This is a genomic window from Pedobacter fastidiosus (assembly GCF_014306625.1).
GTDB classification, from domain to species: Bacteria; Bacteroidota; Bacteroidia; order Sphingobacteriales; family Sphingobacteriaceae; genus Pedobacter; species Pedobacter fastidiosus.
Genome location: NZ_JACRYL010000004.1, coordinates 116285 through 139635, shown reverse-complemented (window position 1 = coordinate 139635; position 23351 = coordinate 116285). Strand labels below are relative to the sequence as shown.

At 35.5% G+C, this 23351-nt stretch carries 26 protein-coding genes and 1 pseudogene; 10 read left to right on the top strand and 17 right to left on the bottom strand.

What is annotated here, in order from left to right:
• Window positions 1-17: 17 nt before the first annotated feature.
• The 13 genes from H7U22_RS05735 to H7U22_RS05670 all read right to left on the bottom strand — a co-directional run bounded on the left by H7U22_RS05735 (window position 18) and on the right by H7U22_RS05670 (window position 11584).
• Complete coding sequence (locus H7U22_RS05735) at window positions 18-710, bottom strand: NUDIX hydrolase (RefSeq protein ID WP_187070390.1); 693 nt, start codon at window positions 708-710, stop codon at window positions 18-20.
• A gap of 75 nt (window positions 711-785) precedes the next feature.
• Entirely contained in the window at window positions 786-2294 is a 1509-nt protein-coding gene (locus H7U22_RS05730) for a helix-hairpin-helix domain-containing protein (RefSeq protein WP_187070389.1), read from the bottom strand.
• Between the two features lie 9 nt (window positions 2295-2303).
• Window positions 2304-3734, bottom strand: a complete 1431-nt coding sequence (locus tag H7U22_RS05725) for a PP2C family serine/threonine-protein phosphatase (protein ID WP_187070388.1) — start codon at window positions 3732-3734, stop codon at window positions 2304-2306.
• Window positions 3735-3744: 10 nt separating this feature from the next.
• A complete protein-coding gene (locus H7U22_RS05720; RefSeq protein WP_187070387.1) occupies window positions 3745-4797 on the bottom strand; it encodes a TerY-C metal binding domain-containing protein in 1053 nt (350 codons plus the stop codon).
• Between the two features lie 252 nt (window positions 4798-5049).
• The gene (locus H7U22_RS05710; RefSeq protein ID WP_187070385.1) at window positions 5050-5559 is read right to left on the bottom strand and encodes a hypothetical protein; all 510 of its coding nucleotides are present in this window, start codon (window positions 5557-5559) and stop codon (window positions 5050-5052) included.
• Entirely contained in the window at window positions 5537-6172 is a 636-nt protein-coding gene (locus tag H7U22_RS05705) for a vWA domain-containing protein (RefSeq protein WP_187070384.1), read from the bottom strand. Before H7U22_RS05705 ends, H7U22_RS05710 begins: the two co-directional genes overlap by 23 nt.
• Window positions 6173-6177: 5 nt before the next feature.
• A complete protein-coding gene (locus H7U22_RS05700; RefSeq protein ID WP_187070383.1) occupies window positions 6178-6816 on the bottom strand; it encodes a vWA domain-containing protein in 639 nt (212 codons plus the stop codon).
• A gap of 5 nt (window positions 6817-6821) precedes the next feature.
• Window positions 6822-7253, bottom strand: coding sequence for a hypothetical protein (locus tag H7U22_RS05695; RefSeq protein WP_187070382.1), 432 nt, complete (start codon window positions 7251-7253; stop codon window positions 6822-6824).
• Complete coding sequence (locus H7U22_RS05690; protein WP_187070381.1) at window positions 7253-7912, bottom strand: TerD family protein; 660 nt, start codon at window positions 7910-7912, stop codon at window positions 7253-7255. Before H7U22_RS05690 ends, H7U22_RS05695 begins: the two co-directional genes overlap by 1 nt.
• A 14-nt stretch (window positions 7913-7926) precedes the next feature.
• Window positions 7927-8478 (bottom strand): TerD family protein, encoded by a 552-nt coding sequence (locus H7U22_RS05685; RefSeq protein WP_187070380.1) that lies wholly within the window; start codon window positions 8476-8478, stop codon window positions 7927-7929.
• A 67-nt stretch (window positions 8479-8545) separates the two neighbouring features.
• Entirely contained in the window at window positions 8546-9211 is a 666-nt protein-coding gene (locus tag H7U22_RS05680; protein ID WP_187070379.1) for a TerD family protein, read from the bottom strand.
• A 15-nt stretch (window positions 9212-9226) separates the two neighbouring features.
• Window positions 9227-9802, bottom strand: a complete 576-nt coding sequence (locus H7U22_RS05675) for a TerD family protein (RefSeq protein ID WP_187070378.1) — start codon at window positions 9800-9802, stop codon at window positions 9227-9229.
• 330 nt (window positions 9803-10132) lie between these two features.
• Window positions 10133-11584, bottom strand: a complete 1452-nt coding sequence (locus tag H7U22_RS05670; protein WP_248284689.1) for a L,D-transpeptidase family protein — start codon at window positions 11582-11584, stop codon at window positions 10133-10135.
• A gap of 389 nt (window positions 11585-11973) precedes the next feature.
• Between H7U22_RS05670 and hisG the strand changes: the two genes are divergently transcribed.
• The 10 genes and pseudogenes from hisG (at window position 11974) to H7U22_RS05625 (ending at window position 20962) form a co-directional block, all read left to right on the top strand.
• Window positions 11974-12825, top strand: a complete 852-nt coding sequence (gene hisG, locus H7U22_RS05665) for an ATP phosphoribosyltransferase (protein WP_187070376.1) — start codon at window positions 11974-11976, stop codon at window positions 12823-12825.
• Between the two features lie 49 nt (window positions 12826-12874).
• A complete protein-coding gene (gene hisD / locus H7U22_RS05660) occupies window positions 12875-14164 on the top strand; it encodes a histidinol dehydrogenase (protein ID WP_187070375.1) in 1290 nt (429 codons plus the stop codon).
• A gap of 55 nt (window positions 14165-14219) precedes the next feature.
• Complete coding sequence (hisC, locus tag H7U22_RS05655; RefSeq protein WP_187070374.1) at window positions 14220-15260, top strand: histidinol-phosphate transaminase; 1041 nt, start codon at window positions 14220-14222, stop codon at window positions 15258-15260.
• A 137-nt stretch (window positions 15261-15397) separates the two neighbouring features.
• Window positions 15398-16576: a bifunctional histidinol-phosphatase/imidazoleglycerol-phosphate dehydratase HisB gene (gene hisB, locus H7U22_RS05650; RefSeq protein ID WP_187070373.1), complete on the top strand. Its 1179-nt coding sequence runs from the start codon at window positions 15398-15400 to the stop codon at window positions 16574-16576.
• 83 nt (window positions 16577-16659) lie between these two features.
• Entirely contained in the window at window positions 16660-17304 is a 645-nt protein-coding gene (gene hisH / locus H7U22_RS05645; RefSeq protein ID WP_187070372.1) for an imidazole glycerol phosphate synthase subunit HisH, read from the top strand.
• 1 nt (window position 17305) lies between these two features.
• Complete coding sequence (hisA, locus tag H7U22_RS05640; RefSeq protein ID WP_187070371.1) at window positions 17306-18055, top strand: 1-(5-phosphoribosyl)-5-[(5-phosphoribosylamino)methylideneamino]imidazole-4-carboxamide isomerase; 750 nt, start codon at window positions 17306-17308, stop codon at window positions 18053-18055.
• Between the two features lie 63 nt (window positions 18056-18118).
• Window positions 18119-18505: pseudogene (locus tag H7U22_RS23035) on the top strand (endonuclease domain-containing protein); the annotation flags it as partial.
• Between the two features lie 21 nt (window positions 18506-18526).
• The gene (gene hisF / locus H7U22_RS23030) at window positions 18527-19312 is read left to right on the top strand and encodes an imidazole glycerol phosphate synthase subunit HisF (RefSeq protein WP_317172948.1); all 786 of its coding nucleotides are present in this window, start codon (window positions 18527-18529) and stop codon (window positions 19310-19312) included.
• Between the two features lie 63 nt (window positions 19313-19375).
• On the top strand, window positions 19376-19999 hold the full coding sequence (hisIE, locus tag H7U22_RS05630) for a bifunctional phosphoribosyl-AMP cyclohydrolase/phosphoribosyl-ATP diphosphatase HisIE (protein ID WP_187070369.1): 624 nt from the start codon (window positions 19376-19378) through the stop codon (window positions 19997-19999).
• Between the two features lie 51 nt (window positions 20000-20050).
• Complete coding sequence (locus H7U22_RS05625) at window positions 20051-20962, top strand: WD40 repeat domain-containing protein (RefSeq protein ID WP_187070368.1); 912 nt, start codon at window positions 20051-20053, stop codon at window positions 20960-20962.
• On the opposite strand, the gene H7U22_RS05620 is transcribed toward H7U22_RS05625, so the two are convergent.
• The 4 genes from H7U22_RS05620 to H7U22_RS05605 all read right to left on the bottom strand — a co-directional run bounded on the left by H7U22_RS05620 (window position 20957) and on the right by H7U22_RS05605 (window position 23349).
• Window positions 20957-21409, bottom strand: coding sequence for a hypothetical protein (locus H7U22_RS05620; protein WP_248284688.1), 453 nt, complete (start codon window positions 21407-21409; stop codon window positions 20957-20959). The genes H7U22_RS05625 and H7U22_RS05620 overlap by 6 nt on opposite strands.
• Window positions 21406-21612, bottom strand: coding sequence for a hypothetical protein (locus H7U22_RS05615; protein WP_187070367.1), 207 nt, complete (start codon window positions 21610-21612; stop codon window positions 21406-21408). Before H7U22_RS05615 ends, H7U22_RS05620 begins: the two co-directional genes overlap by 4 nt.
• Before the next feature lie 129 nt (window positions 21613-21741).
• Window positions 21742-22455 carry a carboxypeptidase-like regulatory domain-containing protein gene (locus H7U22_RS05610; protein ID WP_187070366.1) on the bottom strand — a complete coding sequence of 238 codons (714 nt, stop codon included), beginning with the start codon at window positions 22453-22455 and terminating at the stop codon, window positions 21742-21744.
• A gap of 171 nt (window positions 22456-22626) precedes the next feature.
• Window positions 22627-23349 (bottom strand): carboxypeptidase-like regulatory domain-containing protein, encoded by a 723-nt coding sequence (locus H7U22_RS05605; RefSeq protein ID WP_187070365.1) that lies wholly within the window; start codon window positions 23347-23349, stop codon window positions 22627-22629.
• Between the last annotated feature and the right edge of the window lie 2 nt (window positions 23350-23351).

Below are 23351 nucleotides of genomic sequence, written 5' to 3'. Positions count from 1 at the left end.
ATTAATTTGCGTTTATTTTACGCAAACCTAATATCGAATTGGAAATTTTCCTTTAAAAGTTGATTGTATTTATGTTTATCGAAACTAAAAAGCTTGCCTGGACGACCGCTAGCACCTATTTTTACCACTTTATTGGTTTCCTTAACTATTCCAAAACTTAGAATTTTTTTTCTAAAATTTCTTCTATCGATATCTTGTTCTAATATAGTACAATACAAATTTTCCAAATCAGAGAACAAAAATTCAGCATCTAAAAGATCAAAGCCGATGGGTTGATAAGTGAGCTTGCTCTTTAACCTTTGATGAGCCAATTTAACCATATCATCATGATCAAAACCTAACTTTGGGATTTCATTTATCGGAAACCATTTTGCATCCTTGGCATCTGTATCGGCTTTTAAAACAAAGTTTTTGGGATTTACCAAAGCAAAATAAGCCACTGAAATTACCCTAAAACGATCATCGCGATTAACATCATCTCCAAAAGTACCCAACTGCTCCAAGTAATTCACAGCTATGCCAGCTTCTTCCTTAAGCTCTCGTTCCACTGCGTTAATCAACGGTTCATCATCCAAGATAAATCCACCTGGCAAAACCCAACTATCAGCAAGTTTACCAAAGCGTTGCTGAATAGCGAGAACGTATAATGTTCCCTTTTCATAACCAAAAACGATGGCATCTACAGCTATTTTGATGTTTTGATTGATCATTCCTCTATTTGTGTAAAATCAACACAAAGTAAGGGATTTCTTTACCAGCAATCAAAACAAATTACGATTGATAAATTATTTGTTAGCCAGCGTTACCAAAATCACTCTTCCTCCATCTTCTTTTGATAGTAATAACTTCTTCCCATCAGTTAATTCTACCATCGAGCCAATGGGAATTTCTTTTTCTTCGGTTTTATCAATCAAAGAAGTTAATTTTTGATTTACCAAAACCCATTTCCCCTCATGGAAAGTAAAATAACCTACAGGGATTTTTTGTTCGGCGGTTAATTTTTCGTTCCTCACTACATTTCTGTTTACATGCCATTGAAATAAGTATTGATTATTGTAAACCATTAATCGATGATTTTCTGGTTTCCAAACTCCAGGTTTAAATTGATAATATAGATCTAAAATCGGCAATGTTCCTTTATGGCTTGTACCACAAAACGGACATTTTGGTATTGAAGTGTTATCAAAAACATACCATTTTTGTTCGCAATAAATATTACTGCATTGCTGCATCAAATCGGTAGTTTTTAGCAAGCCTATCTCCCATTCCTCTGCAGTTGGCCGTTGCATCGGGTTGTGCAATCCATCTATAAAAGCCTTATCAAACAAGGTTTTCAAATATGGACCAGTAATGGTATATGGTATTTTATTTACATCGGCCCAATACGTATCCCACTTAGAAATTTGATTCATTTTGGGGCGATTGGCAGCGTTAGTTGGATGCTCAATAAATAAAGCTTTTTCTCCCATGCTCAACAAATCGTCTTTTTCGGTATCCAAATCATGAACTTTCCCGCCTTTTAACGGGTGGCGATGTAATAAGTACATATAAATTAAACAGGCCAAAGCATGCAAATCTGTCAAACGGTTTGGTAACTTTCTTGCAGGATCTGTTTTATTTAAATGTTTGGTTGCCAATACTTCTGGAGCGATAAAATCGGCGGTTCCAATCACTTCTGCCTGAAATAAACCCGGAACAACCAATCCATCCAAGTCTATCATACAGACAGAACCCGTAGATGGATCGATTAAAACATTGTTGTATGATAAATCAGAGTGCGAAAGTCCCATTTGGTGCATTTTTTTTACACCACGTGACAAGTTAACACCGATTTGGAAATAGTTTAGCCACTTCCCTAATTCAGCTTGATCTAAATTTAAAGGAAATTGCCTATTTCTAAATTTAGCTCCAGCAAACCATTTTCCATTTTTTTCTTCTCCCTTGATGAGATCGCTCGAGGAATATCCTTTTGAAAAGAAAAACTTTGAATTGTAAATTGGAACGATGATTCCAATCTTATCCTTTGCTTCAATAATATCGGTTGGCCAACGATAAATTTCATCCAAATAATATTGCCCAGCTTCTTTGGTTTGAATTTGGTTCAGGTATTTTGTTACGATTTTTGTTAAACGTTCCTTTTGATTAAAATCTTGTTTCTCTTTAAAAATAGCTACAACATATTTCCTGTCTGGACTAAAATATACATTCTTGGCTGTACCACTTTTAGGATCGCCATTATCTACATATTGATAGGAATTCCCCGTTAATGCTGATTTTACCGTGATTGTAGACATATTTTCGTTCTAAAAAATTATAGCTAAAGTTCTATCATCATGGTTTCCAGAGCTCCAAAAATCCATCCAAGTTGATAATTGATTGGCGATTTCGTTGTTTGATGCGTCTAATGAAACTGCAACCTTATCTTCATTATCGCCTTGTAAATCTTCCACAAAATCTTTCCATTTTTCGAGTTTTTCCAAGTTGGCTTCCACTACAAATTTTGCGTCGTAAATTCCATCTGTCATTAGCATGAGGTAAGAAAAATCTTCGATTAATGTAAATCCGAAACGGGTAGAAAACTTATCGCTGTTAAAGATTTCGGGCATGGTGATGAATCTTGTTCCACCGCCAAACTCGCCAACATCGAGCCAATTCATCAACTTAATATTGGTTAAATCCTTATTTAGCAAACCTATTGGGCAATCGCCCACACCAAAAGTTAAAATAGCATAACCAAAATCATACTTTTTAAATAGGGCAAAAATTAGTGTGCTGTGAAAATCTTTTAATGATGATTCTGCCTTTGTCGCAAATTCCTCAATTTTATGATGTGCATAAAATGCCGCTTTAGAAAGGTTATTGTAAACAAAATGGCTAATCTTTTTTTGAGTATCTTCTCCTTTTTTATGGTGATGATCTAAGAGCAATTCATCAAAGGCTGTTAAGTTTTCGTCATTCAAATTTGCAGTAAAATATTCGATTACCGCATCGCATGCAATTTTAGATCCTTGTCTGGCCAGCTTTGCACTTCCCGCACCATCCGCAACGCAAACTACGCTCCAACCGTTATCCTCATAGTGTTTAAAGCCGAAATCATCATCCCTAAAAGATCCAACATTGGCATGGCTTCTTCCTCTTTTGGAAGCAACTACAATATGTTTATCGCCAATCGGCTGAAAATCTGAAACATTATCTGCTTTCCAAAAATTATTAGCTTTCCAATCCTCATCTTTCCCTTCATCGCTGGCTATGTTTTTCCATAAGGATTTAGGGTTGGCGTTAATCACAAGTGAAAGCCATTTTTCATGTGGCTCGGTATTTTCCTCTTCTCCTAAAACACTAAATTTCATTTTAACCTTAAAATCTCCACTCTGACTTGGATTTCCCTCGATTATCTTCAATTCAGAATCAAAATTTAATCCGTATTGCGTTAAGTTTTCAAACTCAAAACCTGAAATATCTTGCAAATCTGGCTGATTAAAATCCAAAATTGCTTGATAAGGTTTTCCCACGGTAGCATTAGGAATAATAATTTGCTTGGCTAAAATATCCTCTATCTTATTTTTCAAAAGCCATTTATCCATCATAATTTTCTGCTTTTCCTTAATCAGTTTGACCGCTTCAATATTAAATTCATCATTAACATATTCCTCAAAAAGTTTTTGCCTAATTGATAATACGTTAATATTATTTTCATGAAGCAGGCTTTCTATATATTGCTTGGTTTCGAACATGCTTATAACCTTAGCCTTGAGCTCTTCCTACATCAAAACCACCCTCGCCATAACCATAGCTACCTACATTGCCACACCAAGGACAAGTACTGCTCGTTTCATTGCCAATACAATGAATTTTCTGACAAACACAAACAGCTAAACCAAATTGGTTGCCACAACAAGGACAAGCAGGCGCCCCAATTAGCTCTTCGCTGTTTACTTTTTGCTGCTTTGCGCTTTCATCGCAGAATTCATAATAAGAATTATCTACCTGAAAACCGCCAACTAATCGATAAGCTTGAGTTTGTAAATTCAACCCCTCAAAACCAGATTCATTCATTACCTTTCGATATTTCATTAAATACGGTCGCTTGGTATTTTGGCATTTAGCCGATAAAACCACGTAATTATTATCGATATATTGATTGTTTATTGGTGCTTTCGAAATATCGATCTTAGAAAGTGTATCGCCATCTAATTTGGCCAATTCAAAACCCGATTCATTATTTTCTACACTAATGCTGCTCGTTTTAATCGAATCAGTTACCCATTTAAAAAACTTGTTGTAATCTTCTGTACCTGCATTTTTAAACTGAAGAACATTTTCGGTAAGCTCTGATAACACTCGGGTATCGGTGCTATCGCCAAAAGAAATGGCAACCATGTTTGCGGTTCGTTGCCAATTCTGTTTCCATTCAGAAATAGCAGTTTTCGTATCATCAGTTGGCACGCCATCGGTAAAAAGGAAGACAATTGGTTTCCAATCGCCCTTTTGCTCCATGGTTGTTTTAACAATATCCTTTCTCATTTGAAACATTAAATGCCCCAAACCCTTACTCAAAGATGTGCCGCCACCAATGGGGAATTTTGGGGGATAAAAACTTACCACTTCTTGCAATGGAACCAATGTTTTAGCTTGTCCGGCGAAAACAATAATCGAAATCCACACCGTTTCTATGGCGTAAGGATCTGTTTTAATGGCTTTTATGATGGTTGCCATTCCCTCCTCAACTTGCTGAATTTGATCTCCAACCATTGATTCAGAAATATCTATTAAAAAGTAAATTGGTAATCTTCTCATATTATAAATAATTATTTAACAGTAAGAGCAAAATGAGCAGTGCGATCTGCGTCATATCCACAGCCAATCCCTGCCCTACTTGAAATGGTTTTATTAAAGATTTAAGCAAACTTAGTACAGGCTGAAAAATGCTTTGAAAGAAATTAAAGGCACTTTTGTATGGCTTGTTTAGTTTATCTTGGTGCGGTAATAATTTTGAGTATAGGAATAATCCGACTATCAAAACGTTTACAAAAATTTTAAAGGCTAATATCATGGAGAAATTACTTTACGAATTTCTGCTGCTACGGTTTTATAACCCTCTTTTATTCTTTGATTGAAATTTGAACCTCCATAAATAATCACATTATTGGTATCTTCCAAATAGTTTATAGAAAAGTAGGTGTTAACGCTATTTTGAAACTCCTGAATTTCTCCACTTTTACTTTTCCTATCAAATACGTCGAAAAACTGAACATTAAGGTATAAGCAATTCCCTTCTAATTGACTTGCCTTTACCGTAAACTTTCCACTATTTGCATTTCGTAAATCGAATTCTAAGTGGCGGATGTTAAAATTAGGCACCCTGAAAGTTTCATAACAGTTCAAAATTCCATCTAGAGTAGTTTCAGGGAAAAGATCTACTTCTCTTGCTGATTCATGATCTTGATAAGTGTTATCATCGTTTCCGCTTGATGAGAATTTAACGATTAAGCTAATTATGGAGATAATTAAACTTACTGCTCCAAAAAATCCCATATTAAATAACCACTGTAATTTCATTTGGTGGTGGCGGTAAGGCAACGCTCTCGCCGGTTCCCTGGCTTTTATTCCCCTGTTCGATGGTTTCTGAAACCCATTTAAAAAACTGCTTCAAAGTAGAACTATCGGCAGTATCTAAATGCACAACATCGGGCGTAAGTTCTTTTAAGAGCGCATCATTTGCCGAATGACCAGCAGCACAACCTACAATTGCACCAAAGTTTAGCGATTTAATTTTCGGTATCATCTCTCGGTACAGCTGCAAATCACTTGGCTTTCCATCGGTAAACAAAAACAATAAAGGTTTCCAATCGCCTTTTTGGTTTGGATTTCCTTTAATTACATCAGCCTGCACTTTTTCGTACAGCATCTCTAAAGCCTGGCCTGTATGTGTTGGTCCGCTTTGTGGGCAGGTAATTTCTGGAAGTTGAAATGAGGCCAGTTCTGTAAGCGAAACAATTTCCTTAACCTCCCGATCGAAAGTTACCATGCTTAACCATAGCGAATCCAAGGCTTGCGCATCAGCTCTCAACGTATTGATCATCCCACTCAAGGCATTATTTAAAGCTTGAATCGGTTCTCCATACATAGAACCTGAGGTATCAATTAAAAAATAAACCGGTAATCTTCTCATAATTATTAAACTACAATATTTAATTCAGATGGTGGTGGTGGAAGTTCTTTAAGCAAACTGATTTCTTTGCCAGCATCTTCAACCTTGGTAGAGGTTACACCAATTGATGCTGTAACCCATTGAAAAAACTTGCCAATACTTGCCGAATCAGCAGTATCTAAACTCACCACATTTTCAGTTATTTGCTTTAAAACACCCGTATCAGCTCCAGATCCTGCTGCACAAGCTACTGTAAAGGCAACTTTTTGACGTTTAAATTCGTTCAATCCAGGCAACCAATCATCGGTGGGCACACCATCCGTCATAATAAAAACCAAAGGTTTCCAATCGCCTTTTTGTTCGGTTGTGGTTTTCATAACCTCATTCTCAATTCTATTAGAAACCAATTTTAGCGCCTCACCCAATGCAGTTACTCCTGTGGCCTTAATATCGACCATTTGAAAAGATGCCAAATCAGTTAAAGGAATAATTTGTTGCGCCACATTATCGAAAGTAATTACACTTAAAAAAGCAGTTTCAATAGCTTGTGGGTTCTGCCTCAAGGAACTGATCATGACCTGAACACCGTTTTTTACAGCCTCAATGGGCTCTCCACTCATCGAACCCGATGTATCTAGCAAAAGGTAAACTGGTAATCTTCTCATATTTTTTATTGAGGAATATTATAAGTGTTGGTGTTTTCGTTATTTGAGGCTGGAATATTGTAAGGACTTCCGCCGTTATTTTGTCCTGGGATGTTATAGCTCGTACCCGTTCCGTAAGTAGGATCGTTCTGATTAATGTGCGCCAAAATTTCGGCTGTATAATCTTTTCCACCACCTAAAATGGTTGCAATATTGCCAATGGTGTAAACTGGACCCCATGGAATGCCCCACCAACCTAAAAACAGGTTGGTGAACAAATGCCCTAAACCGGGCGTAATCCTACTTTTTCCCGGATGGATAAAATGAAAATCGGATGGATTGTTAAATGTCATCAACACTACTGAAATGCAATATTTATACATCACAAATTTTCCACCTTGTGCTACCAAACTTCTAATTTGATCGCCAGATAAACCCTCGATATTTTGAATGTTCATTATAGATAGGATTTAATGATCAAATGAATAGTTTGCCCTAAAAAAGTATCAGCCGTTGGATCGCCAATGGCATCGAACTTCCACTCCTCATTACGTTTGTAAAGCTTACCCATAATTAAGGCTTTTTTACCCGCATAACTTGGTTCTGAAGAAACATTATAAGATGCAAAAACTTCTTTTACATGCGTTGGCGTTCCCTCGTACATTCTAATTTTGGAATAAGGAATTTGAGAAAAATCTTCCTTACCCACATTATTTAAAAAGAAGAAAATTTTAGACACCTTTGGATCAATTTTCGATAAATCAACGGTAATAATCTCATTATCTAATCCATCATCACCACCAGAATCGCCTTGCAAATCATCTCCTGTGTGTCTTAAAGCACCATCTAAAGAAACTAACTTTCCTTTTGGCAAACCAAATTTTTGCAAAAAATCGATATTATAAAGTGGCGAATAAATGTGATCGCACAGATTATTGTTTTCATCAATTAAAATGCAACTTAGATCTAAATCTACACTTTGTTTGTTAGTTGATAATCCTAAAAATCCTTTGGTTTCTATTGCACCCCAATTTACACCTACACAGAAACTGGTTAAAGTTGCGCCAGTCTCTTTACGCAGATCGATTTTTTGCCCTTTTGATAAATTAATTGCCATTGTTTAGTTCAGTTTTAGTTATACTTATTCAAGAAAAATTCAAGTCCATCTTTCATCCCTACGCCAATCGCCTCAAATTTCCACTCATTGTTACGTTTATAAATTCTTCCAAATTCTACAGCCGTTTCTATCGAGAAATCTTCCTCAAGTTCATATTTAAGGATCTCATTTTTAGCACCATCGAATATTCTGATGTAAGAATTTCTGATTTGTCCGAAGTTTTGTCTTCTGTTTTCCGCATCATGCACAGTTACCACGATGCATATTTCTGCTGCTCCAGCACCAATCTTAGAAAGATCTACCTTAATTTGCTCATCGTCTCCATCGCCATCACCAGTTAAGTTATCGCCAGTATGTTCCACTGCGCCGTCTGGTGTTTTTAAGTTGTTGTAGAACACAAAGTGAGCATCAGACAATAATCTTTTATTCTCACCTAAAACGAAAATTGAAGTATCTAAATCGAAGCTGCTACCTGTAGATGCGCTGTTGGTATCCCAACCGAGTCCTATTGTAAATTGTGGGGCACTTATTGCCTCCCTTTGTCCTTTTTGCAGGTTAATTGCCATATTTGGTTAATTTTTTTATTGGATGATATTCTCAGTTCACTCAATAACATCCATTTATATTACTCTTTTAGTTTGCGTATTTCTTCAAAACCTCTAAGAAACTATCAGTTTGATGAGGTTCTCCAATTGCTCTGAATTTCCAGCCTCCATCTTTACGATAAGCCTCGGCGAAAACCATAGTACACATGCCATTTAAAGAGGCATCTCCAGAAAGGCTGTAACGTGTTATTTCCTTTCCATTGGCATCTACAGCACGAATGAAAGCATTTTCTACCATGCTAAAATGTTGGTTGTTTTGCGTTCCCTGATAAATGGAGACTACAAAAACAATCTTTTGATAAATATTGTCCAGCGCATCTAATTTCACTATAATTTGCTCATCGTCCCCATCACCTGCTCCAGTTCTATTGTCACCTGTTAACCAAATATTGACGGATGGATGGCGCATGGAATTGAAGAAAATAGCATCGCCCTCAAACAGCCCAATTTGTCGCCCGTTTTGATTTACCGTTCTGCCCAAATTCATGATTTTATCATTACCATCGAGCAAGAAAGCAATGGCATCGAGATCAAACTCTTCTTCTTTAGCACCAAAAAGCTTACCTAAAAACCCAGTTTTTGCTTGTCGAACATCCCATCCCAAACCCATGGTAACTTTTGATAAATCGAAAGATTCACCTTTATCATTTTTACGAAGATCAATAGTTTGACCTTTTACTAAATTTATTGCCATAAAGAGCGTTGTTGGTTATTTTATAATTTGACCTTTGAAATATTTAGAGAGAAAAAAAGATAAATCTTTGCGGTAACCAATGCCTGAGGCTTCGAATTTCCATTTACCTTCTCGTTTGTACAGTCTACCGAATTCAACGCCTGTTTCTATAGAAAAATCTTCTCCAAGCTCGTATTTTGCTACTTCCTCCCCACTATTGTCATCTACAATACGGATGTAAGAATTTCTCACCTGCCCATAATTTTGTTTGCGGCTAATGGCATCGTGAATAGTTACCACAAAAAGAATTTCTTGAATATTGGCATCAACTTTCGATAAATCAACCTGAATGCTTTCATCATCTCCAGTAGCACTATTTCCACCAGTTGGATCATCACCCGTGTGGTGTAAGGCCTGATCTGGAGAATCTGTATTGCCATAGAAAATAAAATATTCTTCAACTGGAATTAAGCGATTAGAATCGATCATAAATGCCGAAGCATCTAAGTCGAAATCAAAGCCTGTTCCCTCATTCGGATCCCAGCCCAAACCAACAGTAATTTTGGATAATCCAATATCGATTTTTTGCCCTTTTTGTAGATTAATAGCCATTGTTAAAATTAATTTTTGAAATATTTTGTTTAAAAAAAATGAGATGTAGAAATTCCTATATTGCATTTACAACGCAAATAAAAGACAGACAAAAGCTGCAACAGCAATCCATAAAGAAATGCAGGCAATTTTATCTTAAATAATAGGGATATAGGAACGGCTACAGCGATCAGGATTGAGCGTTAATTTTATATCCTGCAGCCTGCTTTATTTGTTTAAATGTTTATTAACAAATATATTATTTTGGAATTTAAATCCAAATTTGATTTCTATAAATATTTGATATCTGGCCGAAACAATCATACGGCCAATCAAAGCGAATAATAATTTCTATAATCTAAACTTTTTCATAGCCACCCAAAGTTTCTCATCCATGCCATAAACATCTGGTCGGTATTCAATTTTATCATTTTGAGACCAAGCTGTAATGTAGGTTATAATTAATGGGACAGCTTTTTTTGGACCGAACCAAGCCGGTTTTAACTGGAAGGATTTAGTAGTATCTGCTTTAGCGGCCATCCTCTTTTTATACCATTTTACATGCGTACTGTCAATTGGAGGTAAATCAACCTCAGCTCTTAACTTGTCGTAAGTATAACTATCACCAACTAATTTCTCTGCAAATTCTAATGGTTTTTCTATTCGTACGCAACCATGACTAATTGCTCTATTGGTTAAGTTGAAACCATTTTTGTTATTTGTATCATGGAGATAGATGCTGGAACTGTTATCAAAAATAAACTTGAATTTACCCAATGCGTTTCCTCCACCAGAGCCTTGTTTAAACTTGAATGGCAATTTATCTCTCGAATATTTGTTCCAATTAATGGTGTCTGGTTCACCAATTAATTTATCCTTGTAATAAACTTTAATGTTACTATTCGATAAATAATAAGGGTCTTTTCTGGCCATCCAATAAATTTCACTTTGCGCAATACTTACCGGAATATTCCAAATTGGATTAGCTTGGATAGAATTAATTTTACTGAACAATAATGGGGTTTCATGATTTTTTGGCTTATCATCCAAATTGCCAGATTTCGCAAAAGCTTTCATCTTATCTTCGTAGCCTGTTTCGCGTTTACCTCCAACGCAAACTTTCATGCTAATCACCGTATCTTGCTTATCGAACCAAGTTAATTTAAAATCAGGAATATTAACTTGAACGTAATTCTCGCCTGTTTCTGGCATTTTCCAACGAAAACGTTCCATATTTAAAAGCAAGATTCTCTTTTCATCTTCGCCTGACGCATTTAAATATGCTTGTTGTAAGGCTTTATATTGCTCTGATTTGGGCTGAACCGCTCTTAAAGTATCAAGTAAATTATCCGAAGCCAATAAATTCATCATACCAACACTATCAGGCCTTTTAACTTTAATATAATATCTAGAAAAAATATTGCGAGGATTTACAACTCCGAACCTCAAATAATTGGTATAATTTAAATAAGCATTGGCAGTTAACAGTTCTAATTTTGCAATCACAGGATAACTTTCATCGACCTTTTTAAATTTATTTGCTGTTAATTCTTCAATCAAGCTTTTTATTTCTTCAGTTTTAAAGAGCTTCGGATTAAAACCATGAACTGTACTATTCTGTAAATAATAACCCAAACTATCTAAACTTCCATCAATATAAAATTTGGATACTAATTTGGGCTGAGAATTAAAATTAGAATAAAAGGCTTTGATTGTTTTTGGATTTACGAAAGATCTAGATAAACTATCCATTACATGAACAAAAACACTATCATAAGCAACAGTATCAAAGTCTTTATACATTTTATTTTGAAAATGTTCTGATAGAACTCTTCCAATTTCTGGTGGTTTTTTAAACCAACCACAAGCTGAGATAGTTAAAATAAGGGGAATCAGTAGAAAGCGGAAATTCTTCAATACGTATTAATTAATGATCAAAAATAATTGTAATGCAATTTAAAAACCCATAAAGGACAAATTAAGTGCCATAATTTTTTGTTTTACCAATTCTATCTTTATATTTGCCATCGCTGATCAGCTAAAGTATTGATACGAGCATAAATAATATGGAATTAAATTTGAATCATCACTTACATTTGCACCATCGCCAATAGGCGATATGATATGTTTGTTTTGTACTTCAAAACTTTTTTTCCGTAAAATTATTTCTTGTTCATTCTATATTCAATACATTGAAAACACTTAAAATCGCTATCCAGAAATCTGGTAGGTTAAACGAAAAATCCGTAGAAATATTAAAAAATTGTGGTCTTTCTTTCGAAAACTACAAGAGCTCCTTAATCTCAACAGTTACTAATTTTCCCTTAGAAATTCTTTTTCTTCGCGATGATGATATTCCAGAATACGTTCAAGATGGGATTGCAGATTTGGGGATAGTTGGGGAAAATGTAATTACAGAAACCCAAGCTGGGGTAGAATATCTACAACGTTTGGGGTTTGGGAAATGCACTTTAAAAATCGCCATCCAAAACAATAGCGATATTGAGAAATTGGAAGATTTAAATGGCAAGGCAATTGCGACTTCTTATCCAGTTATCCTAGAAAATTTCCTTCAATCTAAAGGCATAAAATCTGACATTAGAACAATTTCTGGCTCCGTAGAAATTGGCCCAGGTTTAGGCTTGAGCGATGCCATTTGTGACATCGTTTCTACAGGCGGAACTTTGAAGAGCAACGGACTAAAACCTTTCGCAGATGTGATGTCTTCAGAAGCTGTTTTAATCGGAAACGAATCCATTCTCGATAACCCTGAAGTTGCAGAATTATTGCAAAGAATACGTTCTGTTCTAAGTGCAAAATCAAACAAATACGTTGTGCTTAATGTCTCTAAAGATAACCTTCAAAAAGTTGTCGATTTACTACCGGGTGTTAAGAGTCCTACAATCGTTCCCTTGTTCGAACCGAACTGGGTTGCGGTGCATTCGGTAATTGCAGAAGAAGATTTTTGGGATAAAATCAATAGCTTGAAAGCAGCAGGCGCTGAAGGTATTTTAGTGATGCCAATAGAGAAAATAATCACCTAAAATCATCTAAATTCATATTAACTATTAGTTAATTTTAAATTATAAAACATTGAAAATCTACAATTATACAGATTTATCTAAATCAAAAATTGAAGAGCTCTGTTCAAGGCAGATTGAAGACGATAAACTGATTGAGGAAAGGGTTACCGAGATCATAAATTCGGTTAAATCTGAAGGCGACAAAGCACTTATTGATTTCGCAAAAGCATTTGATAAAGTTGAATTAGAAAAGCTTTTTTTAGATACCGAAGAATTAAAAGCAATTGCATCTAACATTCCGGCTGAAGCAAAAACGGCAATCGAAACGGCATATAAAAACATTAAAACCTTTCATCAATCTCAGCTCAAAACTGAAGATAAAGTGGAAACCATGCCCGGTGTTATTTGCTGGAGAGAAGCTAGAGCGATTGAGAGAGTTGGTCTTTACATTCCTGGCGGAACAGCCGTATTGCCAAGTACATTTTTGATGTTGGCTACACCTGCAATTATTGCCGGATGCAAAGAAATTGTTGTATGTTCTCCTCCACAAAGTGATGGAAAAACAAACTGCTATTTGGCCTACTGCGCTGTGCTATTAGGAATAGAAAAGATATATCTAATTGGTGGCGCCCAAGCAGTGGCTGCAATGGCCTTCGGAACAGAAACCGTACCTAAGGTTTACAAAATTTTTGGTCCAGGAAATCGGTATGTTACTACAGCGAAAACTAGAGTTCAAAACCAGGTTGCTATTGATATGCCAGCAGGCCCATCAGAAGTTTTAGTGATTGCTGATGAATCATCAAACCCAGTTTTTGTTGCAGCAGATCTATTGGCTCAAGCAGAACATGGAACTGATAGTCAAGCTATTTTGGTTTCTACTTCAAATGAAATCATAGAAGAAACCTTAAAACAAATTGAAATTCAGCTTACTGTACTCCCTAGAAAAGAAATCGCTTCAAAAGCAATTGCCAATTCTTATGCTATTTTGGTTGATAATTTAAATTTAGCAATGGATTTTTCGAATGAATACGCACCAGAACACCTTATTTTGGCCACTGAAAGCTTTGAAAATTTTATTTCGTTGATAATCAATGCTGGTTCGGTCTTTTTAGGAAACTTAACTCCAGAAAGCGCAGGCGATTATGCATCAGGAACAAACCATACTTTACCCACAAGTGGCTTTGCTAAAGCTTATTCGGGTGTTTCAACTGATGCATTTCTTAAAAAAATAACCTTTCAGCATTTATCAACCAATGGTTTAAAGAATATTGGGGCTACTGTTGAAACGCTTGCACAAGCAGAAGGCTTGCAAGCACACAAAAATGCAATTACGCTTAGATTAAAAACATTAAAAGGTTAAAGTGGAAATTAAGGCTAAATGCCAACCCTTTTACCTTTTATCTTGTACCTTAAAAATGGATATTAACGAATTAGTAAGAGAAAATATAAAAAAACTTAAACCATACTCTACCGCTAGAGATGAGTTTAAGGGACAAGCATCTGTTTTTTTAGATGCCAATGAAAACAGTTACGGTTCCCCCCTACCCGCCAATTACAACCGCTATCCGGATCCTTTACAGTTGGATTTGAAGGATGCCATTAGCAAAATTAAAGGGGTTCCTATTGAGAATACTTTTCTAGGAAATGGAAGTGATGAAGCCATTGATTTATTGTTCAGGGCATTTTGTAATCCAGGGAAAGATAACGTGATTATTTTGCCCCCAACTTACGGCATGTATGAGGTTTCAGCAAACATCAATGATGTTGAAATTCGGAAGGTAAACTTGCTTCCAAACTTCCAGTTGGATTTGGAAAAAATCGCAGAAACGATTGATAAAAACACAAAGATTATCTTCATCTGTTCACCAAATAATCCTACAGGTAATTCGATAAATAGAACCGATATTGAAACCATTTTAGCAAACTTTAATGGGATTGTGGTAATAGATGAGGCTTATATCAATTACGCAAAACAAAAAACTTTTATTCAAGAGTTAACAGAGTATGCAAATCTGGTTATACTGCAAACTTTTTCTAAAGCTTGGGGTTTGGCTGCTTTGCGCTTGGGTATGGCTTTCTCTTCAACAAAAGTTATCGATGTTCTAAATAAAATTAAGCCACCTTATAACATCAATCAAGCTACGCAAGATTTAGCTTTCGAAGCACTTAAAAACATCGCCCAGGTTAATGCGTGGATTAAAGAATCAGTTTCTGAACGAGATCGATTATCTATTGAATTAAATAATCTGGACATAGTTACGGAGGTTTATCCATCTGATGCGAATTTTATATTGGCTGAAGTAACCGATGCGACTAAAATTTACAATACGTTGGTAGATCAAGGTATTATTGTCCGCGACCGTTCTAAAGTTATTTTATGCGAAGGCTGTTTGAGAATCACAGTAGGTACGAAAGAAGAAAATGATAAACTGTTAACCATCCTAAAAAACTTTTAAGATAAAAAAAGTACTTTTTATTTTCGGTATCCCGTCATTGCGAGGCACGAAGCAATCTCTCTCGCTAAAATAGATTGCTTCGTGCCTCGCAATGACGACCGTTTTAGTTAATACCTAAACACATAAACAAACTAAAAATGAATCAAAATACATCCGCCAAAAATTTAACGCCCTCATTAAATGCCAAGCGAGTACTTTTTATAGATCGCGATGGAACATTAAATATTGAGCCAGACGATGAACAGGTAGACAGTTTTGCAAAACTTAAATTCTATCCACGCTCGATATATTATTTGTCGAAAATTGCTTCCGAAATGGATTTTGAATTGGTAATGGTTACTAATCAGGATGGTTTGGGTACATTATCAAATCCAGAGGAGAATTTTTGGCCTATCCATAATTTTATGCTCGATACCTTCGAAGGTGAAGGTGTACATTTTAGTGAAATTGTAATCGACCGCACTTTTGCAAAAGATAATGCACCAACGCGTAAGCCAGGAACAGCTTTGCTAACAAGGTATTTTAGCGAAGATTATGATTTAAAAAATTCGTTCGTAATTGGCGATCGGTTGAATGATGTTGTTTTGGCGAAAAACTTAGGTGCAAAAGCCATTTTTCTTCGTCAGAATGATGCATTGGGATCTACCGAAGCATTGGATAAACACGAAACATTGTTGGATGTAATTGTATTGGAAACCAAAAAATGGGAAGATATTTACAATTTGCTTAAGGCAGGGAGTAGAAAAATTAACCATGTTCGCAAAACCAACGAAACAGATATTACCATCAATTTAGATTTAGATGGGACGGGAAAAGCTAAAATCGAAACAGGTTTAAACTTCTTCGACCATATGCTAGATCAAATTGCCAGACATGGAAGTGTAGATTTAGAAGTAATTGCCAAAGGCGATTTACATATTGATGAACACCACACCATTGAGGATACCGGAATTGCGCTAGGCGAAGCTTTTGCTAAAGGCTTGGGTAACAAATTAGGTATTGAGCGTTATGGCTTTTGCTTACCGATGGATGATTGTTTAGCACAGGTTGCAATTGATTTTGGAGGAAGAAACTGGATTGTATGGGATGCCGAATTTAAACGCGAGAAAGTTGGCGATATGCCGACTGAAATGTTTTATCATTTCTTTAAATCTTTCAGTGATGCTGCAAAATGCAATTTGAACATCAAGGCTGAAGGCGAAAACGAGCATCATAAAATTGAAGCTATCTTTAAAGCTTTCGCAAAAGCCATAAAAATGGCCATAAAGCGTGATGCAGAGAAGATGGTTTTGCCGAGTACAAAGGGGTTGCTGTAACCCACCCCGCCCCCTAAAGGGGGAGCAACAGGCGAGGTGGAAATAGCATTGCAAAAAAAAAGTTAAGAATCTAAAAAGGTTTTATGCAAAATAACGAGAACGATAGAAATTCAACACCCCCTTTAGGGGGCAGGGGGGTTGGAATAATAAATTACGGTGCAGGCAATATTTTCTCTTTAACCGCGGCTTTAGAACGTTTGAATGTGCAATATGGCATGGTAAACACAGAAGCTGATTTAGAAAAATACAGCCACATCATTATTCCGGGTGTTGGCCATGCAGGCTCAGCAATGGAAAAGCTAAAAGCTACTGGCTTGGTAAATGCAATTAAAGCTTTAAAAAAACCTGTTTTGGGCATTTGTGTTGGTATGCAACTGATTACAGAACATTCTGAAGAAGGTGATGCCAAGCTTTTAGATATTGTGCCAGTAAAAACAAAAAAATTCGATAAGTTGCTGAATATCAAAATACCTCACATGGGTTGGAACTCGGTTCAGCATAAAAACAATTCATTATTTACATCTGTTGATGATAATGAGCAATTTTACTTTGTACATTCTTACTTTATTGAATATAACCCTACTTTTGACATCGCCTCTGCAAACTACGGATTGAAGTTTTCGGCAGCAGTACAAAAAGACAACTTTTATGGCGTTCAGTTTCACCCCGAAAAATCGGGCAAAGCTGGCGAACAGATATTAAAAAATTTTTCAAACTTAAGCTTATAAAATGTACATAATTCCTGCTATTGATATTTTGGATGGAAAGGTTGTTCGCCTACGTGAAGGTGATTATAACCAAAAAACTGAATACGATGTTTCTATCGCTGAAATGATAGAAAAATACCGTTCAAACGGAACAGATTTCATCCATATTATTGATTTAAATGGTGCTAAAGGCGATTTTAGCAATCAAAAATCGCTCTTCGAAATCATCAAAAAAACCGAAATGAAAGTGCAGTATGGTGGCGGAATCCGTACAATTGAACAGGTAACAAATTTGCTTGATGCAGGAATCCACCGGGTTATTGTAGGTACACAAGCGATTACCAATCCAGATTTTTTACAAGAATTAAGTGAAGCTTTTGCTAAAAAGGACAACTATGCAAATAAAATAGTAATTGCTATTGATGTTTTAGACGAAGTAATTAAATATTCTGGATGGATGGAAAGTTCGCCGATTAAATTAATGGACTATGTAGATAAATGTCTCGCATTAGGCTTCTTTCGCTTTTTATGTACGGATATCAGCAAAGACGGAAAACTTGCAGGCGCAGCAGTAGATTTATACAAAAAACTACTTGAGCATTCTCCAATGATTAAATTAATTGCTTCAGGCGGCGTTAGCTCGATGGAAGATATTTACGAGTTGGCTAAATATCCGATTAGAAGCGTTGTAGTAGGGAAAGCAATTTACGAAGATAGAATTACCATCGAAGAAATTAAAGAGTGGAATTTGAAGATGTTGAGTTCAATATAAACCCCTAAATCCCCTAAAGGGGACTTTGCCACTCAGATTGGAAAAGCATAAAAGCTAAATTATATGTATCAACAAATTGAAGATGATTTTGAACTATTAAGATTAGAAGAACCAAGTATGTTTTATGGGGCTTCAAACTTGATTTTTGAAAATGCAAAGGCTTTAAGAAATAGGGTTACAGAAAGTGAAAGCTTGCTTTGGGAGCAAATAAAAGGTAAACAATTAGGCTTAAAATTTCGAAGACAACATCCGATTTCTATTTATATCGCAGATTTCTATTGCCACGAAATTAAACTTTTGATAGAATTAGATGGTGGCATCCACAATAAGCCAGAAGTTTTAACTAATGATATTGAAAGGCAAAGAAATCTTGAAGAGCTTGGAATAAAAGTAATCAGATTTAAAAATCACGAACTTTATAATAATTTAAATCAAGTTTTGGGCAAAATAAAACAAACCATACAAGAACGCATTGCAGTTCCCCCTTTAGGGAGCGGAGGGGGTTTATCAAAACGTATTATTCCTTGCCTCGATGTTAAAGATGGTCGCACGGTAAAAGGTATAAACTTTGTTGATTTACGAGATGCTGGAGATCCTGTAGAATTGGCGGCCCAATATGCGCAACAAGGTGCAGATGAACTAGTTTTTTTAGATATTACAGCAACCCACGAGCGTCGTAAAACGATGATTGAAATGGTTAAATCCGTTGCTCGCCAACTGAACATTCCATTTACAATTGGTGGTGGAATTTCTGAAATTGCCGATGCGGGGGCTTTATTAAATGCCGGAGCAGATAAAATCAGCATCAATTCTGCAGCAGTTAGAAATCCAAAACTTATTGAAGAATTGGCAAAGGCTTTCGGAGTTCAATTTGTGGTTTTGGCTGTCGACACTAAATTTGTTGACGGTAGAAACATGGTTCACCTAAATGGCGGCAGATTGATTACAGAACTGGAAACAGAAAACTGGATTAAGCAAGCTGAAGATTTAGGTGCTGGAGAAATCTTACTAACTTCGATGGACCATGACGGTACCAAAGCAGGTTTCGATTGCGGCTTACTAAACAAAGTAAATCAAATGATCAACATCCCAATTATTGCCTCTGGAGGTGCAGGGAGTATGGAACATTTTACTGAGGTTTTTCAAAAAGCAAATGTAGATGCTGCACTTGCCGCTTCGGTATTTCACTATGGCGAAATCTTAATACCAGATTTGAAACAAGAATTAAAACGGAATCATATCCCGGTTAGAATATAAACCCCTAAATCCCCTAAAGGGGACATTACCATTCAATAAGGTAAAGCACCAATAAAATACAAAATGATTGAAAAAAAAATAGACATTAGCCAGATAGATTTTGGCAAAACTCCCCCTTCAGGGGGCTGGGGGGTTCCAGTAATTATTCAGGACTATAAAACTTTAGAGGTTGTAATGCTGGGTTATATGAACGCCGAGGCTTTAGAGAAAACACAGGCTGAAGGTAAAGTTACTTTCTTTTCACGCTCAAAAAATCGCCTTTGGACAAAAGGAGAAACCAGCAATAACTTTTTATATGTTAAAGAACTTTTTGTTGATTGTGATAACGACACGATCCTAATCAAAGCTGACGCTGTCGGCCCAACTTGCCATACAGGAAGTCGCAGCTGTTTTAAAACGGAATATAATCAGAACTTCATTTTTGAATTGGAAAACATCATAACTGATAGATACGAAAATCCGGTTGAGGGTTCTTATATCAACAAAATGCGAAGCAAGGGTTTAAATAAAATCGCTCAAAAAGTTGGAGAAGAAGGTGTTGAAACCGTAATTGCCGCATTAGCAGAAACTGAAGAAGAATTAATTGGTGAAGCATCCGATCTTATTTTTCACTTACTATTCTTACTGAAGGAAAAAGGTTTATCGATACAGGATATTGCGAAAAATTTAGAAAGTAGACATAAATAAGGCTTAAGGCAAATGCTTAAACCTTGGAATTTTACCTCTAAACATTAAACCATGCTTAAACACCTAAAAACCCTTTCTGGCCATCAAAATCCTGTTTATGCTTTAGCCAATTCGGATAAAGATGGAATCTTTTTTAGCGCAGGAAACGATAAAGGGGTTGTAGAATGGAGCTTAAAGGAGATGGCTTTTATAATGGTTAAATTACCTGTACAGAGCTCAGTGTATTGTCTCCATAATTACAATAATCAGATGTTTATTGGCGAACGAAGTGGAGCATTTAGTGTTTACGATTTTCTGGAGCAAAAGGTAATTGCAAGAATAAATGCACATAACAAACCTATTTTTAATATTCAAACCGTTTCTAGTAAAAACGAGCTTTTAACTACTGGCGAAGATGGTTCGGTGGCTGTTTGGTCGCTTAAAGATTTTTCTGAGATTTATCGTTTCCAAGTTGCCTATGATACTGTTCGAGCCATTGCCATTTCTCCCGATCAAACAGAAGTTGCCTTCGGATGTAAAGATCATTTAATCAGGATTTATAATTTGAATGATTACAGTTTGAAACAATCTTTAGAGGATCATTCATTGCCAGTTACTTCATTATCATATCATCCTGAAGGGAAATATCTAATTTCCGGAAGTAGAGATGCACAGCTAAAGATTTGGGACTTCCCAAGTTACGAGCTCAGAGAAACCATTCCAGCTCATATGTTTACTGTTTATGAAATTGCTTTCCATCCTACTCTACCCTATTTTGCAACGAGTAGCCAAGATAAAAGCATAAAACTATGGGATGCAGAAAATTTTAAACTCTATAAAATTCTAAGTTTAGAAAAATCAGGAATCGGCCATACGCACTCCATCAATAAAATTATCTGGAGCAATGATGGAAAATACTTGATTTCTACCGGAGATGATCGGCAGGTTATGGTTTGGGAAATGGAGGAATGGGATATTTCATAATTCACTTTCTAAGTCGGATACATCTGAAATATCAATTTTTCTTCCACTTGATTTTTTATTTTTAATCAATTCATCAAGTCCAATATAGTTAACATCAACTCCAGCATCTAATTCTATTTTTAACTTTACCTCATAAGCTTCATCAAACTCCACTCCATCTATACTGGTTAAAATATCAATTCTTAAAGGAGGATAGCCAATTTGATTAATTAAATTAGGTCTAGAAAAATCTTCAGCAGTAAATCCTACAGATGCAAAACCAAAATCGTTTATAACAGAAACCATTCTTAAAGCATTGGTTTCAGAAATATTTATCCAAACATCTAAATCTCCGGTATATCTGGGTTTTCCATGAAAAGCCATAGCATAGCCACCTACAACCAAATATTCTACATCATAATGGTTTAACAGCTTCAAAAAATCTTCAAAATCATCTGAAAGTATCATTTTGTGATTTGAATTTTTTTAAACTTTGTTTTGTCCATTCTCTGACCGGGCTTTAAGTGTTGCTGAATTAAAAAAGTGACTGCAGATACTCTTTCTATTGGAGTTTTAGTAAGCCAATATTTCAAATCTTCTAAAGATTGGTCATGTTCGTGCATATTATATTTATTCACAACCATTGCAATTTTACGAACTTTAGGCTCCATAATTCTTAATTTGACGTTAAACAAATATACTCAAATAGGATGTAAATTTTAGAACGCGTCCGTTACTTTTGTAAGGTTACTAATTTCTACTGGAGACGATCGGCAGGTTATGGTTTGGGAAATGGAGCGTTAAAGCGTTTTCTTTATCCAGATGATTACTCGTTTAAAAAACGAAGGTCGTTTAATATACTCTATCATTCCAACCAGTGATTGTCTTCTAATGTCTTTTGTTCCAACAACATTTATATCATCAAGCGAGCACTCTTCTGCCTTTATAGAAATCTTATAATCTGATTTCACCTCTCCAAGCACCACTTCCAGTTCTTGATTACAATATCCAATGTGATTAACGGATAAAACGATTTTATCTTCTTTTCTACCTTTTACAATAAATTCAAATTTCCCTTCTTCATCGGTTTGATTAGCTCTCGAACCATTTTTTAACTTTACAGTTACGTTTCCAATGGGTAAATTGTTTTCAATATCAAATACGGCTCCTCTTATTTTATAACTTAATGAATCTCCCTTTTCTACATTTTTACGCTTTGGAGATTCAATGCCAGAAACTTGATTCGTACTTATTAATGAAGCTGGAAAGACCTTAGTATAACTTAAAAATGTAATGCTAGAAGCAATCATCATTTTCAAACTCAATGGCTTTAAACTATATTTTTTACTTCGTCTTAAATTTAACTCCGCTAACTGATTCGGATTAATCGTTCCACAAACTTCATTTGTAAACTTTTTAAAATAATTGAGCAACTCGATTTGGCTCATTTTAGTAAAATCTATAACTTCCTTATTGCAGGCACTACAAAATTTTCCGTGTTCTGTATTTCCCATTTCTTGTAGATTTTGAGTACAAGGTCTAGGAATATCTACTAAGGGCGTACTGAACATAGATCTGAGATTATAAATAACAGATGACAGAAAAGTTATTTTTCCATAAATAACAAAGGAATATCATTTTTTGTGAACTGTAAAGGGTGCCTGGCGATTATATATCGCTGATATTTAAGCATTAAATATCGCCCTTATTTTTTCGAAAGTACTTTTCTCTCTGTTAATTCCCAAACCTCCAAGCATAGCTTCTGAGACTTTCATTTCGATAAATAATTCATTTTGATTTTTCAAATTCACTTTTATTTCCTTGCTTTCATAACCAATATATCTGAAGTCAAGAGTAACTTTATCAGGAAACTTATTTTTATTCAACTTAATTTCAAAATTGCCATTATTGTCTGTAACAACGCTCTTTTTAGCACCTTTAATTACAACACTTAAGAGGAATATTGGCTGTTTATTATCCTTATCAATAACTCGCCCTTTAATCGTAACGATAGAATCTATCAATGTATCACTTTCAATCAAATCAATTTGATTGGATCTTTTATCACTTTGGAAAGTGGGATAAATAATTTTTATGTTGGCATTACTTAACTTTGGAAAACTTAAAAATGCAAATAAGGAAGCCGCTATTAAACTAGGCCTAAACCTATGTATTGAAAACTTTGTTTCAGTAATGATTAGACGATCGAGTTGATTAGCATTTAATTTACCGCATACATTTTCGTTCGCTTTGGTAAACCAATTTCTCAAATCTTCGTCTGAAAACTCAGTAAAATCTATCACTGATTTTTGACAGGAATTGCAAAACCTTCCATCTTGGTTCTTTTGCATATTATCCCATTGCTGGTTACAGGGATTATTAATTGAAATTTTGAAAGGAGTTGCCATAA

Excerpts from the sequence above, each read along its gene's own strand:
- H7U22_RS05735 (WP_187070390.1), bottom strand. The coding sequence starts at position 710 with ATGATCAATCAAAACATCAAAATAGCTGTAGATGCCATCGTTTTTGGT.
- H7U22_RS05730 (WP_187070389.1), bottom strand. The coding sequence starts at position 2,294 with ATGTCTACAATCACGGTAAAATCAGCATTAACGGGGAATTCCTATCAA.
- H7U22_RS05725 (WP_187070388.1), bottom strand. The coding sequence starts at position 3,734 with ATGTTCGAAACCAAGCAATATATAGAAAGCCTGCTTCATGAAAATAAT.
- H7U22_RS05720 (WP_187070387.1), bottom strand. The coding sequence starts at position 4,797 with ATGAGAAGATTACCAATTTACTTTTTAATAGATATTTCTGAATCAATG.
- H7U22_RS05710 (WP_187070385.1), bottom strand. The coding sequence starts at position 5,559 with ATGAAATTACAGTGGTTATTTAATATGGGATTTTTTGGAGCAGTAAGT.
- H7U22_RS05705 (WP_187070384.1), bottom strand. The coding sequence starts at position 6,172 with ATGAGAAGATTACCGGTTTATTTTTTAATTGATACCTCAGGTTCTATG.
- H7U22_RS05700 (WP_187070383.1), bottom strand. The coding sequence starts at position 6,816 with ATGAGAAGATTACCAGTTTACCTTTTGCTAGATACATCGGGTTCGATG.
- H7U22_RS05695 (WP_187070382.1), bottom strand. The coding sequence starts at position 7,253 with ATGAACATTCAAAATATCGAGGGTTTATCTGGCGATCAAATTAGAAGT.
- H7U22_RS05690 (WP_187070381.1), bottom strand. The coding sequence starts at position 7,912 with ATGGCAATTAATTTATCAAAAGGGCAAAAAATCGATCTGCGTAAAGAG.
- H7U22_RS05685 (WP_187070380.1), bottom strand. The coding sequence starts at position 8,478 with ATGGCAATTAACCTGCAAAAAGGACAAAGGGAGGCAATAAGTGCCCCA.
- H7U22_RS05680 (WP_187070379.1), bottom strand. The coding sequence starts at position 9,211 with ATGGCAATAAATTTAGTAAAAGGTCAAACTATTGATCTTCGTAAAAAT.
- H7U22_RS05675 (WP_187070378.1), bottom strand. The coding sequence starts at position 9,802 with ATGGCTATTAATCTACAAAAAGGGCAAAAAATCGATATTGGATTATCC.
- H7U22_RS05670 (WP_248284689.1), bottom strand. The coding sequence starts at position 11,584 with ATGTATAAAGACTTTGATACTGTTGCTTATGATAGTGTTTTTGTTCAT.
- hisC (WP_187070374.1), top strand. The coding sequence starts at position 14,220 with ATGGATATTAACGAATTAGTAAGAGAAAATATAAAAAAACTTAAACCA.
- hisB (WP_187070373.1), top strand. The coding sequence starts at position 15,398 with ATGAATCAAAATACATCCGCCAAAAATTTAACGCCCTCATTAAATGCC.
- hisH (WP_187070372.1), top strand. The coding sequence starts at position 16,660 with ATGCAAAATAACGAGAACGATAGAAATTCAACACCCCCTTTAGGGGGC.
- hisA (WP_187070371.1), top strand. The coding sequence starts at position 17,306 with ATGTACATAATTCCTGCTATTGATATTTTGGATGGAAAGGTTGTTCGC.
- hisIE (WP_187070369.1), top strand. The coding sequence starts at position 19,376 with ATGATTGAAAAAAAAATAGACATTAGCCAGATAGATTTTGGCAAAACT.
- H7U22_RS05625 (WP_187070368.1), top strand. The coding sequence starts at position 20,051 with ATGCTTAAACACCTAAAAACCCTTTCTGGCCATCAAAATCCTGTTTAT.
- H7U22_RS05620 (WP_248284688.1), bottom strand. The coding sequence starts at position 21,409 with ATGATACTTTCAGATGATTTTGAAGATTTTTTGAAGCTGTTAAACCAT.
- H7U22_RS05615 (WP_187070367.1), bottom strand. The coding sequence starts at position 21,612 with ATGGAGCCTAAAGTTCGTAAAATTGCAATGGTTGTGAATAAATATAAT.
- H7U22_RS05610 (WP_187070366.1), bottom strand. The coding sequence starts at position 22,455 with ATGGGAAATACAGAACACGGAAAATTTTGTAGTGCCTGCAATAAGGAA.
- H7U22_RS05605 (WP_187070365.1), bottom strand. The coding sequence starts at position 23,349 with ATGGCAACTCCTTTCAAAATTTCAATTAATAATCCCTGTAACCAGCAA.